General features: G+C 43.8%; 14 protein-coding genes. 8 read left to right on the forward strand and 6 right to left on the reverse strand.

Annotated features, from left to right (window positions below; all coding sequences use genetic code 11):
• Positions 1-84: 84 nt before the first annotated feature.
• Complete coding sequence (locus OCV20_RS22230) at positions 85-681, reverse strand: aldolase/citrate lyase/malate synthase family protein (RefSeq protein ID WP_048617024.1); 597 nt, start codon at positions 679-681, stop codon at positions 85-87.
• Positions 682-949: 268 nt separating this feature from the next.
• Here OCV20_RS22230 and OCV20_RS22235 point away from each other — a divergent pair, with 268 nt between their 5' ends.
• A complete protein-coding gene (locus OCV20_RS22235) occupies positions 950-2380 on the forward strand; it encodes a DUF3612 domain-containing protein (RefSeq protein WP_048612879.1) in 1431 nt (476 codons plus the stop codon).
• A gap of 517 nt (positions 2381-2897) precedes the next feature.
• Here OCV20_RS22235 and OCV20_RS22240 read toward each other — a convergent pair.
• The gene (locus OCV20_RS22240) at positions 2898-4583 is read right to left on the reverse strand and encodes a DEAD/DEAH box helicase (protein ID WP_086774386.1); all 1686 of its coding nucleotides are present in this window, start codon (positions 4581-4583) and stop codon (positions 2898-2900) included.
• A 162-nt stretch (positions 4584-4745) separates the two neighbouring features.
• Positions 4746-6101 (reverse strand): diguanylate cyclase, encoded by a 1356-nt coding sequence (locus OCV20_RS22245; protein ID WP_086774385.1) that lies wholly within the window; start codon positions 6099-6101, stop codon positions 4746-4748.
• 283 nt (positions 6102-6384) lie between these two features.
• Between OCV20_RS22245 and OCV20_RS22250 the strand changes: the two genes are divergently transcribed.
• The 3 genes from OCV20_RS22250 (at position 6385) to OCV20_RS22260 (ending at position 8994) form a co-directional block, all read left to right on the forward strand.
• Positions 6385-7533, forward strand: a complete 1149-nt coding sequence (locus OCV20_RS22250) for a DUF3541 domain-containing protein (protein WP_086774384.1) — start codon at positions 6385-6387, stop codon at positions 7531-7533.
• A gap of 112 nt (positions 7534-7645) precedes the next feature.
• Entirely contained in the window at positions 7646-8155 is a 510-nt protein-coding gene (locus OCV20_RS22255) for a helix-turn-helix domain-containing protein (RefSeq protein WP_086774936.1), read from the forward strand.
• Entirely contained in the window at positions 8152-8994 is an 843-nt protein-coding gene (locus OCV20_RS22260; protein WP_108721729.1) for an IS3 family transposase, read from the forward strand. The genes OCV20_RS22255 and OCV20_RS22260 overlap by 4 nt, the downstream gene beginning before the upstream one ends.
• Before the next feature lie 95 nt (positions 8995-9089).
• Here the strand turns inward: OCV20_RS22260 and OCV20_RS22265 are convergent, their stop codons facing one another.
• The 3 genes from OCV20_RS22265 to OCV20_RS22275 form a co-directional block, all read right to left on the reverse strand.
• Positions 9090-9701: a class I SAM-dependent methyltransferase gene (locus OCV20_RS22265; RefSeq protein ID WP_086775379.1), complete on the reverse strand. Its 612-nt coding sequence runs from the start codon at positions 9699-9701 to the stop codon at positions 9090-9092.
• A 45-nt stretch (positions 9702-9746) separates the two neighbouring features.
• Positions 9747-10016 (reverse strand): hypothetical protein, encoded by a 270-nt coding sequence (locus OCV20_RS22270; RefSeq protein WP_017064869.1) that lies wholly within the window; start codon positions 10014-10016, stop codon positions 9747-9749.
• 300 nt (positions 10017-10316) lie between these two features.
• A complete protein-coding gene (locus OCV20_RS22275) occupies positions 10317-11525 on the reverse strand; it encodes a NupC/NupG family nucleoside CNT transporter (RefSeq protein WP_017060598.1) in 1209 nt (402 codons plus the stop codon).
• Positions 11526-12138: 613 nt separating this feature from the next.
• Between OCV20_RS22275 and OCV20_RS22280 the strand changes: the two genes are divergently transcribed.
• The 4 genes from OCV20_RS22280 to OCV20_RS22295 all read left to right on the forward strand — a co-directional run bounded on the left by OCV20_RS22280 (position 12139) and on the right by OCV20_RS22295 (position 14882).
• Positions 12139-12615: a hypothetical protein gene (locus tag OCV20_RS22280; RefSeq protein ID WP_086775380.1), complete on the forward strand. Its 477-nt coding sequence runs from the start codon at positions 12139-12141 to the stop codon at positions 12613-12615.
• A 284-nt stretch (positions 12616-12899) separates the two neighbouring features.
• A complete protein-coding gene (locus tag OCV20_RS22285; protein ID WP_017064872.1) occupies positions 12900-13169 on the forward strand; it encodes a PTS sugar transporter subunit IIB in 270 nt (89 codons plus the stop codon).
• A gap of 10 nt (positions 13170-13179) precedes the next feature.
• Positions 13180-14436 carry a PTS ascorbate transporter subunit IIC gene (locus OCV20_RS22290; protein ID WP_086775378.1) on the forward strand — a complete coding sequence of 419 codons (1257 nt, stop codon included), beginning with the start codon at positions 13180-13182 and terminating at the stop codon, positions 14434-14436.
• A complete protein-coding gene (locus OCV20_RS22295; RefSeq protein ID WP_017070990.1) occupies positions 14433-14882 on the forward strand; it encodes a PTS sugar transporter subunit IIA in 450 nt (149 codons plus the stop codon). Before OCV20_RS22290 ends, OCV20_RS22295 begins: the two co-directional genes overlap by 4 nt.
• Positions 14883-15003 lie beyond the last annotated feature (121 nt).

A 15003-nucleotide genomic window follows, 5' to 3' on the forward strand; every position in this document is an offset into this window, starting at 1 on the left:
TTTAAACTAGAAAGCCCCAAAGAAATTATCTTCGGGGCTTTTTCTTTAGCTGTGTCAATTGATTTAGCTACCTAGGGTTCACCGTTAGATCTGGAAGCAGTAATTCAGACAGTAGTCTTCACCACTCTTTGCTCTGAACTCTTTATCTTCACTGCACGCCTTTGGTTTACCCTTTGCGTCACCTTGAATCAAACTGATCCAGTGGCGCATCGCTGCAATGGTCTCTTCACGCATTGTAGTTGTTGCTTCCATTGATGATTGGCCAAAGGTGGTGCATGATTCCAACTGAATATCATCAATTTCTACTAGCTCAATACAACCTGTCCCTTTATGGCAGCCAAACATCACCTCTAGGTGACTGCCACTACCATCTCGGAACAAGATAGAGTCAGGGTCGTTCTTCTCACCCATGTAAGCTACAAACTGCTTAGGGTGCTTCAGACCACTGTGCTGACCATCTTTAAAGTAAGCCATAATATGACGGTAATCGACTACGTAGCTGGTTACGTCTTGATGTGAGCCATTCTCTAGTGGGAATAGTCGATCAAGCAGCTGCTTTGCTTTCACTTGCTTTTCTGTTTGCTGATTGGCACTGATTGTCTCCACGGCAAAGACAGCTTCAGCGATAAATGGCTTTGATTGTTTTTGGATTTCTGTTTTATCGAATGTAAGCATATTCATAGTCTTTCCCTCTTGACCAGTCCGGTGATAACCACCGATTTCTACAGCAAAAATGTGTCCTAGAGCAATTATTCCAAACTAACGTTTAATTTATTTGTCATTTTGTGAATTGCTTAGTTTGTAGATTAGCGCTTTTTTACATACAATTTCACAACAAAAATTTTACAATGTGAATTTTACAAATATGGCCTTGTCAAAAAGTTTAGTTCGTCAGTCACATTTCCTAGGTACGAAAATACGTAACCTAAGAAAACGTAACCATTTAACGATGGAAGATCTGTCTGCGCGTTGTATTAGAATCAACCCAGAATATGCACCTTCCGTTTCTTACCTTTCAATGATTGAACGTGGAAAGCGGGTTCCGAGCATCGATATGCTGGAAGTGATTGCACAGGTCTTTCAGAAGAATCCGACGTGGTTCCTCGACGACGAATCTGAACAACAAGCCATTGCTCCTGATAAGGGGAATCGTGGTGGGATAAGTGGCATGGCGCTCGAGCCGAGCTTCCTATTCTCAAACGACATCCTGCAAATTGCGATTCCTGAGATGCTGTCACAAACGGGCATTTCAGGCCGCCAGTTTGCGCACCTCTTGATTCGAGCACACCAAGAGAGCAACCAGAACCACTTCCCTGACCTTGAGCGCGCTGCGGAAGAGGTAGGCTTAAAACGTCTTAACCTCAGCGTAGAAGACCTGATAGACATCGCTAGAAGCCTAGGAATCAACATCCGCTGGGTGACGCGCACGCCGCAAGACGTCGTCGATGAGCTCGGAATTAACGCTAAGCAGTTAGTGACCTCCTTCTTTGAGCCTCCCGGTACTATCTTCTTAAACGAGATTCTTAAAGAATACCCAACTCGTCTGAAATACGACCTTTCGGTTTATATCGGCCATTGCATTCTGCACAGCAAAGAAGGCCTAAAGAGTGTGTTGTCGGTCGGTAACAACAACACATGGGATGACAACCAGATATCAGGCTCTTCGCAGCTCAACTCCCAAGATATTCTTCAAGCATGGCGAGACTTTGAATCCAGCTTCTTTGCTGGCGCCCTTCTGTGTCCGAAAGTCCCATTTAGACAGCTACTCGACCGCACTGGTTACGAAATCGACGTTCACAAAAGAGCAGGGGTTTCCCCCTCTGTTGCGATGCGCCGAATGACTGTAGTATCGCCCTACCCTCACTGGCACTACTTTGATGCTTATGGGCCGGGGAAACTCAAGGCGGTATATCGCGGGAACGGGATTCCACTACCTTGGGGAAATATGAGAACGGTCGCTGACCCATGTCAACATTGGGCTGTGTTCCGTCGATTATCAGAACCTCGAGCGGGAAGCTCGGCTCAAATCTCCATTTTGAATGTGGGTGATGAGCCAAGGATCTACTGCTGTGAATCCATCAATATGACGGATCCTGCGGGTAACAATCGTGTGTTGTGTGCTGGTATAGATCTCAACCCTGCGATTGATGCTCAAGGCGGTAATTCAAGAGACATAGCAGAGCAGCTAAAAGCGTCATGCGTTAACAATGGTGGCTCTGTGGCAATTCCGCGTAACATCAAGAAAGATCTCACGACAATAGCCAAGATTCTAAATATAAATTGGATTGAACGTGGGATTGAGACAGAAGCGAGGCTTATCTGCTCCAGAGGTGGAGAATGCCCACGCCAGCCAAGCTGTTACTCGAAGTGTGGTGAGTAAAAAAGTAATAACAAAAAATAGAACCTAAAATTCAGGCAAAAAAAACCAATCACAATAAGGGTGATTGGTCATATATTTTGTGTGAACAAAAAAGGTTCACTAACAACGTCAGTTGGCTAGGTGACCCTCGGCTTAAGAAGGGTCACCATTACTAGTGCAGCATACGTGCCAACTTTTAAAACACGTATTTACTACGCATCTGGACACGTATTGGCCGGATATCCTTGTTTGTTTTGCAAACTGGAATTGCAAATTGCGAAAATCAACAAAAACGCTAGTGATTATGTTGTTATTAATGAATCATTAAAGATTCATTACCCTTCCCCAAAATGCTATATTTCCCTTAGATTCAATCACTTTAAACAGCAATAAACCTCTCCCTAGGTTACTCAACATAAACAACGCCCATAAAAAAACGCGAACATTGAGATCCAATATTCGCGCTTATTTGAGTTAGACAGTAAAAAGTCACTAATCAACGAGAACTCTCCTGTGAGACATTCTCGTTATTAGACCTCTATGGTCTATCTAATAGACTCGACTTCTGAGGAGCTGGCTTAGAGCGGCTTCGAGACGGTTTGTTTGTCGAAGGCTTGCTTCCTGCTGGCTTGTTCGATGACTTGCTTGGGCCATAGCTGCCACCGTAACCCGACTTCTTAGGTTTGCCTGCTGGCTTGCCTGTATTGTTTGACTGACCTGAGCTTTTTGGCTTGCCAGAACCGTTTGCTTTACCCGCACCACTTGGTTTGCTTAAAGTATTTTGGTTACCTGCTTTGTTCGCAGAAGGCTTATTGCCTGCACTGCCGCGCTTGAAGTTGCTGCCGTTGTTTCTTACAGACTTATCTTCGCCCGCTGCTGCGTTATTTTCGGCAGGTTTCTTACCAGATGTCGGCTTACGCTTTGGCGCAGAACCTGTACCCGGTACGTGACGCTTGTTCTTACCTGCTGGCTTGTGCCCGCGAGCGTTATCACCAGAGCGTTGACCATCAGCATGCTCACGTGGCTGTTTTGCTTTCTTCGGTTTCTTAGGCTTGATTGGACGTGAATCCAAGCGAGACTCAGGTAACTTATTTACTGGAGAGAAACCTTCCAGTTCACGACGCTCTAACACTTGTTGAATAAGGCGTTCAATACCGAACAGCTCACCCACTTCATCAGCACAAACCAATGAAATCGCTTTACCTACTTCACCAGCACGGCCAGTACGACCGATACGGTGTACATAGTCTTCTGATACATGAGGAAGATCGAAGTTAACTACTTGAGGCAGTTGCGGGATATCGATACCACGAGCGGCGATATCAGTTGCAACAAGTACTCGTACCTTACCTGTTTTGAAGTTTTCTAAGGCTTTAGTACGTGCACCTTGGCTCTTGTTACCATGAATAGGTGCAGCAGTGATGTCTTGCTCTTCAAGGAAGCGAGCAAGCTTGTTAGCACCGTGTTTCGTCTTGCTGAACACCAACACTTGTCGCCAATCGTTATCTTTGATTAGCTTCGCTAGCATTGCGCTCTTTTTCTTTTTGTCTACAGGGTAGATGCTTTGCTCAACCGTTTTTGCCGTTGAGTTTGCAGGGCTTACTGAAATCTCAACAGGATTGTTCACCAAGCCTTTCGCTAAGCTGCGGATATCATCAGAGAACGTCGCTGAGAACAGTAGGTTCTGACGCTTCTTAGGCAAGAAAGCTAAGATCTTACGGATATCGCGGATGAAACCCATGTCTAGCATGCGGTCCGCTTCATCTAACACTAGGATTTCTAGTTGGTCAAAACGCACTGCATTTTGGTTGTATAGGTCAAGTAGACGACCAGGTGTTGCCACCAACACGTCACTGCCTTTACGCAGTTTTTGCATCTGAGGGTTAATCTTCACACCACCAAACACTACCGTCGAAGTCAGCGGTAAGTTAATACCGTACTTCACTACGCTGCCATTCACTTGCGCAGCAAGCTCACGAGTTGGTGTTAGCACGAGCGCACGAACTTGGTTCTGACGTACGCGAGTACCTTTCGATAGCATTTCAAGAATAGGTAGCGTGAAGCCTGCAGTTTTACCTGTACCTGTTTGAGCAGCGGCCATAACATCTTTGCCCGTTAGGACAGCTGGCACGGCTTTCTCTTGTATTGGTGATGGCTTATCGTAACCTTGTGCTTCAATAGCTTTAAGGATCGGTTCAGAAAGGCCAAGGGAGGTAAAACTCATAGATTATTTTCTCAGTTGAATAACATTTAGTATGAGCAACACGTTAAAAGTGCGTTGCTTCAGCTTTTGCTCATCAAATACATTGATACGGAGCAAAGCGCGGTATTCTGAGGCTTTTCCCCACATTCAGCAACTAAATTCTAATCGCAGCTCAAATTCAACCTAGATAACTTGTCGCTTCTGTTCGTACATTTTTTCATCAGCGGCTTTTAAGAGCGCATCGACATCATTGTAGTTGTTATTTTGAATAACCCAACCCACACTGATTCTGAGATAAATAGAGTGCGCCTCGTACACAACTGGTGCCGAGCATATCGCCTTTCGTAGTTTAGTCACGATCGACGATACGTGTTGATCATCGATGATGCGTGGCAACAAGACCAAGAACTCATCACCGCCTATCCTTGCGACGATATCTGAAACACGCAGCTCACTTCTGATGCGGTTAGCACACTCGATCAATACCTGATCGCCTGCCGCGTGACCATAAGTGTCGTTGATTGCTTTAAACCCATCGAGGTCGATATTTACAACGGCAAAGGTTCTCGCTCTCTGTTTTTGAGTGGTTTTGAAGGCCTGCTTGAGGCTATACATGAAGTATCGACGATTCGGTAACATCGTTAGCTCATCATGCATAGAGCGGCTATCTGCAATCCGGTACAGGCGATAAATAGTAAAGAAGGCAAACGCCAGCACTAATATTATGGAGTAGCCCACCAGCCTTACCGCTTGGATTCGATACCAAGGCTCATCCATCAATACATGTTCGTTACCGGAGAGAGCAAGGTACCACCCCCCGTATGGGAAACTCACCTGTTCAGTGGCAAACGCATTATCGAACACATCCTGAGTACCATAAAAGACAGCGCCATCTTTACCTGAACTGTTTGCACCACGAATTGCTAATTCATACTTGTTCTCTATCTTGCCGATGCCAACATCTTCAAACAGCTCATCTAAACCGATAACAGCACTGGAGACACCCCAGTAATCTTGATTGAAAGGCGGGTCTCGGAAGATCGGAGTGCGCGTAATGAGGGCTTGCCCACCTTGGAACAACTCAAAGGGACCAGCAATAAAGGTGTTGCCAAGATTACGGGCTATCTCAACAGACTCCCATTGATTTGGGTGATCACGATAATTAATACCGAGAATCTGCTCATTACCTTCCAGCGGGTAAACAAAGTTTAGAATGTCGTCTTTGGCGAGTCCGATAAGTCGAATATGGAAGCCATCTTGAATGATATTCTCAGCAATCTTGTCCCAATTTTTCACCTCACCATCGGGGTTGATGGTCACTAAGGTCGAGAAGTTATTGAGGATATACATATCTGACACGATCGCGGCTTCAATCCGAGAACGAATAATGGATAGTTGCTTTTTTGCCTCTGAATACGATTCGTTTTTAAGAAAAGTTAATTGCTTGGCATGGAAGAACTCAATTGCGCTTACTATCGCAAGGAAAAAAAGAAAAGCTACTACTCTGGCAGACCACTGCTTGCTAGAACCACTTGGCATTTACGAACCTCTAACACTATTGTTCTATATACTGCCTTATAACGGCTCATTTCTGGCTTATTGCTCCAGTATGCCGCTAAGTCATTAAAAATCCATACTAACGTCGACTATCTATCAAATATTGAGTGATCCATCACTTCAAAATTCTTTACTAAACGAATGGTTTAATCAAAAAGGGTTAGTGAACCTTATAAAGCTTACATTGTATTGACTCAATGCTTACATTAAAGGATTCATCAATGTTATTTTACATAGACTAATAATCAGCTTGGTATCTCACGACATGAAGTTAAAAACTATCACACTGTGTACATTGCTATCAGCCTCGGTTGCCGTTGCCGTTCACGCACAAGAAAACGTTCAAGCGCCAACCGCAGCGAGCGTTCAATCCCAAGCAGATTCGCTCAATTCTCAAGAACAATCTTTCAAGCAATCTGCTGACCTCATTCGCACCACCTACGAAAGCCAACTTTACACTCTGCCTGCATTCAAAGAAGGTCACTACGGGCTGCGCATGTATCGCCAAACATTAGACGATAAGTATTCGGCTGCGGTGTGGAGCGACATGGCACGAGTGGCAAGCAAGCTCAGTACCCTGTCGAATGACGTTCAAACGATGGAGCAAATCGTACTCTACTCAGAGAAGCGAGTTGCATCTTATATTGGTGATAACGATGAGCGCAGTGTTCGACGCTACAACATCACCAAGCACATGCCTGAATACCTTTACCTTGGTGTTGACCTTCTAGGCTCGATGGCTCGTGCTAATGAATACGGTTTAGAACACAAGAACGATGCTAAGCTGCGCGAAATCATTCGTCGCTATGACTTCTCACGATACGTGACCAATGAAGACATGGTGAAAGCGTGGGCCGCTCAATTAGCGAATCAGGTTTACTGGTTGCGCCAACTGGGTGAGCAGGATGTCGTTGATGAGTTCGTAGATACCTTCAAAAAAGCATACCCAGACGATAAAGACAGAAAGCTTTCAAGCCAGCAATACGGCAATAAGATCTATGGTATGACGCATGTGATCTTTGGCGACTCCGAGTACTATCAGCATCAAGTCAGCGAACAAGATCATCAATGGATCTACGATTACTTCAGAGAAAACATCGATACGATTTTGCTTCGTGCAAAAGAAGATGTGATTGCTGAGGTTGGATTAACTTTCTTATTGGCAGGTTTAGAAGATGACCCAGTTGTAGAGAAAACTCGACTCGCGATTCAAGCTTCAATCGATGAGAAACAAGGCATGATCCCTTCAATTACCGGCGATTTTGACCTTGAGTACGGTGAACACCGCAACGTGCTAGCAATCATGCTACTCGATTGGCAACAAGTGAATGAAGCGCCGACTTATGAAGGCAACCCTAAGGTGTTTACTAACATCCCTTACGGACTCATTAAAAGCCAGCCGCAGAAGAACTAGCAACATACCTAGGCTGGTCTTAGATACTTAGGTTAGTCTAAGAACCCAAAAAGCCGCATGCCTTTCTGAACTGACCCCCAATAGTTGGACACCAATTATTGGGGGTCTTTTTATGTCCAAATATAGCCGAGAGCTAAAATGTATCATTGCTAAGCAATACTTAGATGGCACGTCATCTCTCTACTTAGCAAAACAATATTCAATTTCTTCAAGGCAGATACGGTATTGGGCTCAAGTCTTTGCCATCCATGGTACTGATTCATTTTTACCAACTAATCATGCCGCGACTGCTCAAACAAAACGAAAAGCATTGAATTTAATGTGGACGAATGAATGGTCTCTCACGCACACTAGCGCTGTATTAAACCTCTCATCCCCTGGAATACTCTCTGTCTGGCTTAAACGATTTAATGAGCTCGGTATCAAGGGGCTCGAAATGCGCCAGAAAGGAAGACCCTCAATGAAACAGCAACCTCAACGTACCACTAAGCCTGATAATGAAATGACACTTGAGGAGCTAAAAGAGGAGTTGGTCTACTTACGAACCGAGAATGCCGTTCTAAAAAAGTTGGAAGAGTTGGAGCAGAAAAAAAACCGTCGAACAAAGAAAAAGCGGTCATAGCTCTAACTCTTAAAGGCAAGTACCCATTAAAGCACTTACTGCACACTCTACAGTTGGCAAAAAGTGTCTTTTATTATCAGGCTCAAACGAGCAAGCGCCAAAATAGCTACGAACGTGAGCTGCGGTTGATAAAGTCAATTTATCATGAACATAAGGGGCGATACGGCTACCGCCGTATTCACTTGGAACTAAAGAATCAGGGGTTCGTGCTTAATCACAAAACGGTTCAAAGGCTTATGGCTCAGCTCAACCTTAAATCGACGGTCAGGATTAAAAAGTATCGTTCATACCGAGGAGAGTCAGGAAAAGCTGCTCCCAACGTTCTTGAAAGAGATTTTAGTGCGACTCAACCCGATGAAAAGTGGGTAACTGATGTCACGGAGTTCAAAGTCAAAGAGCAGAAAGTATACTTATCTCCCGTTGTCGACTTGTTTACTCAGGAGGTGGTTGCTTATAGAGTGGCCAAAAATGCCTGCTTGCCGCTTGTCACAGATATGCTGACGGAAGCTATATCAACGCTTAAACCCAACTCAAAGCCAATTATACATAGCGATCAAGGTTGGCAATATCGCCATCGACAGTATCAGAAAAAGGTAGCGGAGAGTGGGTTAACGCAAAGCATGTCGAGAAAAGGTAACTGCTTGGATAATGCTGTTGCTGAAAACTTTTTTGCTTTACTCAAAACCGAGATGTATCACAACCAAAGCTTTGAAGATGCAGATGCTCTGATAGAGCAGATTAAAGAATACATCGAGTACTACAATACCAAACGTATAAAAGTGAAACTAAAAGGCCTGACTCCGATAGAATATCGAACTCAGGCCTTGAAAGCCGCTTAACAGAAATGTCCAACTTTACGGGGTCACTTCATTCAAGGCCTGCGGCTTTTTTAATTCTAACGACACCATCACTTCGTTCTGGCGTAGGTTTGAGTTCAGAGGCAGACTTTGTTCATCACTATCGTAAAATCCCCTTCTGCGTAACCTTCTATTAAAGAAACATCCTCACAAAGCGTTTTACAGAAGCGATACACGCCCTGAGGGTGATAACTCATCAAGGTATTACGTGAAGGATATTGGCTTGAGTTGAGAAGATTAAAAATCACCGTCTGATTCGCCAATTCATACATGCGAGTAATCATGTTTGTCAGATAATCAGAATCACGAGAGATATAGTTCAGTGAACCACTCGCGATGACAATGTCGTGCGCCTCAAGGTTCATCTTGCTCATATCACCCGCCAAAAACTGACAACGACCTTCTGTGTAGTTTTGCTTCGCCTTCTTAAGAAAGCCTGCGTGTTGGTCAACGCCGGTATAAGATTGAATACGATAGATGCTGTCGAGCAGTTCAAATAGCTCGCCATAGCCACAACCCAAATCTAAAACACTCTTCTTTTCGAAGTCCGCCGCACGAGCGATCACTTCAAAGCGACATAATTGGCTCTCTTCGCTAGTCCAACCTAAAGCTTTAGCCTTGTCGCCATTCGAGCGGTTAGTTTGTTTTCGATGATAGCGATACACCTTCCAACGATCGAGCCAGTGCATTCAAATCAGCCCTACTTCAATGAACATCAGCACACCTTGATAAGATTAAGCTTTAGAACTTGAAGAAAAGAGCCCACCGATTTTATAACCGATCGCATAGCAAACCACGGCGACAGTGACAAACACCAATGCCGAGAAGAAATACGCTACAGACGCTGCGACACCAGCCCCCCACACGACGCTGAACACCAAACCGAGATAAGCCTCTTTTGGCCACTGGTAGATAGGAAACTGAGCGCCGCCGGCAATTAGGTAAACCATCGCAAACAAGCCAATGAAGGTAACAATAAGACCGATGAGAACGCGAATGTTCATGGAGAGACCCTTGATTAATTTAGCTTGGTTGCCATTGTTCCTAGTCGAAAGCGGATATTCTTAATCGAAGCCGAATGTTATTAATCGCAACCTGATGATATTCAAGTATATCGGATAAAAGGAACTGGCTCTATTACTCTTCCGAGTGAGCTTTTACTCACTATAGACAAATCACAGTCGACGGCCAAAACCTGATTTCGCCTGATTAACAGGCACAAAAAAGCGGACACCCTCCTTACGTTAACTCCGTAAGCAAGATATCCGCTTTTACTCAATTTAGGCGCTTTAACTGAATCTAGCTTAAAGCAGGATGAAAATACCCGCTAAGCATGCACTCATTAGGTTTGCTAGCGTACCAGCAGCTACCGCTTTCAAACCTAAGTTTGCCACTTCAGCACGGCGCTCTGGTGCCATAACACCGATTGAACCTAACTGAATCGCGATAGAACCAATGTTAGCAAAGCCACATAGAGCAAAAGTCACGATTACTTGGCTGTGTTCAGAAAGTAGCGCTTTGTTCTCAACGAAGTCGATGAAAGCAACAAACTCGTTCATAACGATCTTCTGACCGATGTAAGAGCCTGCCATCAATACTTCATCACTCGGGATACCGATCAGCCATGCAAGTGGCGAGAACAGGTAACCGAAGATAGCTTGCAACGTAATGCCCGCAAAACCAAACGTTTCACCTAGGCTTTCTAGGCCAGTGTTGACCATCGCAATCACACTCACGAAGGCAACCAACATAGTACCAACCGCTACCGCAACCTTCATACCGTTCATCGCACCGCTTGCCAATGCATCAATCACGTTGCTTTGGTCAGCTTTATCTAGTTCGATATGGTCGTAATCACTTGGTGTGCTGCGCTCAGGAACGATGATCTTCGCCATTAACAGGCTGCCCGGAGCCGCCATAAAGCTTGCAGCGATAAGGTATTTAAGCTCAACACCAAGGCCAGCATAACCACCAAGTACACTACCCGCTACCGACGCCATACCACCTGCCATTACAGCAAACAGTTCCGAACGAGTCATAGACTTTAAAAAGGGACGAATAAGAAGAGGAGACTCACCCTGAGAAAGGAAGATATTACCTGTAGCAACCAGAGATTCAGCTTTACTTGTACCTAGCAGTTTTTGCACCGCTCCGCCCAAGATTTGAATCACTTTTTGCATGACGCCTAAGTAATAAAGCGCAGAAATCAAAGCACTGAAGAAGATAATGATTGGAAGCACGCGAACCGCGAAAATGAAGCCTTCAGTAGCAAGGTCACCGAAAAGGAATGCGATACCAACGTCTGCAAAACCAAGCAGGCTAGAAACACCATTACTTAGGCTTGTTAGCGCCAATTGTCCCCATGGGAAATACAATACTAAGGCTGCAAAACCGATTTGAAGTAATAGTGCACGAGAGACCGTTTTCCAGTTAATTGAAGAACGACTTTCAGATAACAGGTACGCGCAAGCAATCAGTGCAAGAACACCGACAAAACCAAATAGAATATTCATAATGTGTCCTAGTAATCCTTAAAGAGTGAACATGAGCCAAGCAAATGACATCAAAGGAACAGGACAAAGAACCGCAAGCAAAACGCTACGCGATGAAGGAGCTAACAGGGTTAGCGAATGTAACAACGAGTTGTTCATGTAAAAAATCACCTTATACAAGCAGTGGAACGTAGCTGGTCCGGTCCGTGGGGTCATTCACATATCCATGTGACGGCTTGTATTGGCTAAGCACCGGCTTAAAACCGGAAGAGAAGTATAAACAGTTAAGTGAGACTTTCATCACATTTTTTAACGCAAACGATCGCGCGGTCAAGGATTAGCCAAAACGTATTGTTTATCGTCGTTTTCGTGCTTCAAAACTGTAAACAATCTGTAGGGAGTTGAATTTGTAATGTTAAGTCTTTAAGTGTGTGAGCGTAATCACTCGGTTAATTCTGTGTGATTCTTACTACTTTTCTGTGCTCTGCCTCATTTCCAGAGACTTCAAGATTCATCTTAAGTTTAGATGCGTATATACTTTGTGTGATCTCACCAAATAATTATCTATAAAATACCAATAGAGCTGATTAGATATAACAGCCATCGAGACTAAGAGAGGAAACACGTGAAGAAAATGGAAGCTCCGCACGACATGAACAATGGAGCTAGATTCAAAACAAATAGACACGGCTATGTGACAGTAGTTGAATATTATAATACCTATACTGTTATTGTCGCGTTTGAAAATACCGGAAATATCCGCGCTATTAGTGCGGCGAAATTACGTACAGGTCAACTCACCGATCGTTCTGTTGCGCCTGAATCAATTATGATTGGTGAAAAGGTTGAATCGGTTAAACACGGGATATTAACCATTACCCAAGTTGAATCTGAAAATATTGTGGTACTGACCAATGCCAATAACGAAGAAATTAGAATGTTATTGCCAGCCGTACAGAAAATGAAAGATAAAACTGAAGAAGTCGACAGTGAAAATATTACCTCCCCAAAACCAACCTCTCTTAGCCAACTGACTAAAAGAAATAAAAAGACCAAAGACGTTAATAGCATGCTTAAGAAAATGCTTACTGACTACGGTCGATACGATTAATTCTCTATTTTCTACAATAAAGCCTCTTTAGATTTATATTCTGATATAAAAATTAATTAAGCCCGCCTTTCTCAATAAAATACGTTGCATATTCGAGTGAAAAGTTAAATTTGATCAAAGTCTCACTCTGGATCTTTACTACAAATTAACGAGATCTCCGTCACAATCTCATTTTAGCTTTGTGATGGAGATCTTATTGAAATCTGAATATTTCCATTACTATGCTCTCACACAATAAGAGAACGAAGTTTCTCAACCCCTAAAATCCAATTGAGACAAATATTATGAAAAAGATTCTTGTAGTTTGCGGTAACGGCCTTGGTACTTCTCTAATGATGGAAATGGCAGTAAAAGAAGTCGCTAAAAAAATCGGTTTCGAAGCAGAAGTTGATCACGAAGATCTATCATCTGCAGCATCAAGCAATGCGGATATTTGGGTTGCAGCAACAGACGTTGCAAACCAACTAAAAGACGCTGGTAAAGAGAACATCATCAGCCTTAAAAATATTTTTGACAAAGCATCTATTGAAGAACAACTAAAAACTTTCATGTAAGGTCAAAATTATGCAAAACTTTTTCGAGTTCATGCTCGGCTTATTAAAAGAGCCAGCGATCATGGTAGGTTTAATTGCTTTTATTGGCCTGGTTGCACAAAAAGCAGATGTTTCTACCATTCTAAAAGGCACAATTAAAACCGTAATGGGTTTCCTAATTTTAGGTTTTGGTGCTGGCGCTCTTGTTGGCGCACTAAATAACTTCTCAATTGTATTTACTGAAGCATTCGGCGTAAGTGGTGTTATTCCAAATAACGAAGCAATTGTTGCACTAGCACAAGAAGCATTCGGTTATGAAATGGCTCTAATTATGTTCTTCGCATTCGTTGTGAATATTTTATTGGCTCGTATTACTCCTTTAAAATATATTTTCTTAACGGGTCACCACACAATGTTCATGTCTATGCTGGTAGCGGTAATCCTGTCTACAGCTAACATCGAAGGCACTGCTCTAGTTGCAATCGGCTCGATCATTGTGGGTTCACTGATGGTTATCATGCCTGCACTTGCTCAAAAATACACAGAGAAAGTGATGGGTACTGATCAGTTGGCGATGGGTCACTTCTCAACGTTCTCATACTTAGTATCTGGTTACATTGGTAGCAAGTTTGGTGACACTTCAAAATCAACAGAAGACATCAACGTACCTAAGAGTCTAATGTTCTTGCGTGATACGCCCGTTGCTGTAGCAACAACAATGGCCATCTTCTTTATGTTTGCTTCAATTGTTGCTGGCGGTGACTTTGTTGAAACAGTATCAAACGGTCAGAACTGGGTAGTATTCACCTTCATGCAGTCTCTTGTGTTTGCCGGTGGTGTTTACATCGTACTGCAAGGTGTGAAGATGCTGATAGCTGAAATCGTTCCTGCATTCAAAGGTATCTCTGACAAACTCGTACCGGGTGCAAAACCTGCTCTAGACTGCCCTATGGTATTCCCTGTAGCACCAAACGCGGTACTTATCGGTTTCCTTTGTTCTTTCGCTGCTGGCCTACTAGCAATGGCAGTTCAAGGTGCGCTAGGCTGGACAATCATTGTAGCTGGCGTCGTTCCACACTTCTTCGTAGGTGGTGCAGCAGGCGTTTACGGTAATGCGACAGGCGGTCTACGCGGTGCAATTCTTGGTTCATTCACGCAAGGTCTGTGTATCTCTTTCCTACCAATGCTACTGCTTCCAGTACTGGGTGGCCTTGGTCTTGAAGCGACAACATTTGCTGACTTCGACTTCGGTGTTGTTGGTCTTATCCTAGGGTGGATTGTTTCATGAGCTTATTCGATTTAATTGGTAACCAAGGTGTTATCATCAACTCTGAAGAAAACCTAACGGTTGATGCTGCGATAGATGTGACCTGTTCAACACTGCTAGCGAGCAACAAAATCGAAGCAAGCTATGTTGAAGCTATCAAGCAAAAACACAAGGACATTGGCGCGTACTATGTTCTAGCACCAAAGATTGCGATGCCTCATGCTCGCCCTGAAGATGGTGTGAACGAAGCATCACTGCAAGTAACGGTATTCAAGAAGGGTGTTGATTTAGAGTCAGAAGACAACGGTGACGTTTACCTTTCGATTACTCTGGCAGCGATGGACTCAGATAGCCACATCCATACGATTATGGCGTTATCAGAGTTGTTCCAAAATGATGATGACATTGATGCCATCATCGCAGCGGAAACTGAGCAAGCGATCATCGAGATCTTAAAGCGATACTAATCTCGATATAAAGATCCTGATAAGCCCCCATTAAAAAAGCGATAGCCTCGGCTATCGCTTTTCTGTTTCTGGTGCTTGGTCATATCTCATCGAATATGAGTGAAGGCATCACACCTCAAAA

It is taken from the genome of Vibrio coralliirubri (assembly GCF_024347375.1).
GTDB classification, from domain to species: domain Bacteria; phylum Pseudomonadota; class Gammaproteobacteria; order Enterobacterales; family Vibrionaceae; genus Vibrio; species Vibrio coralliirubri.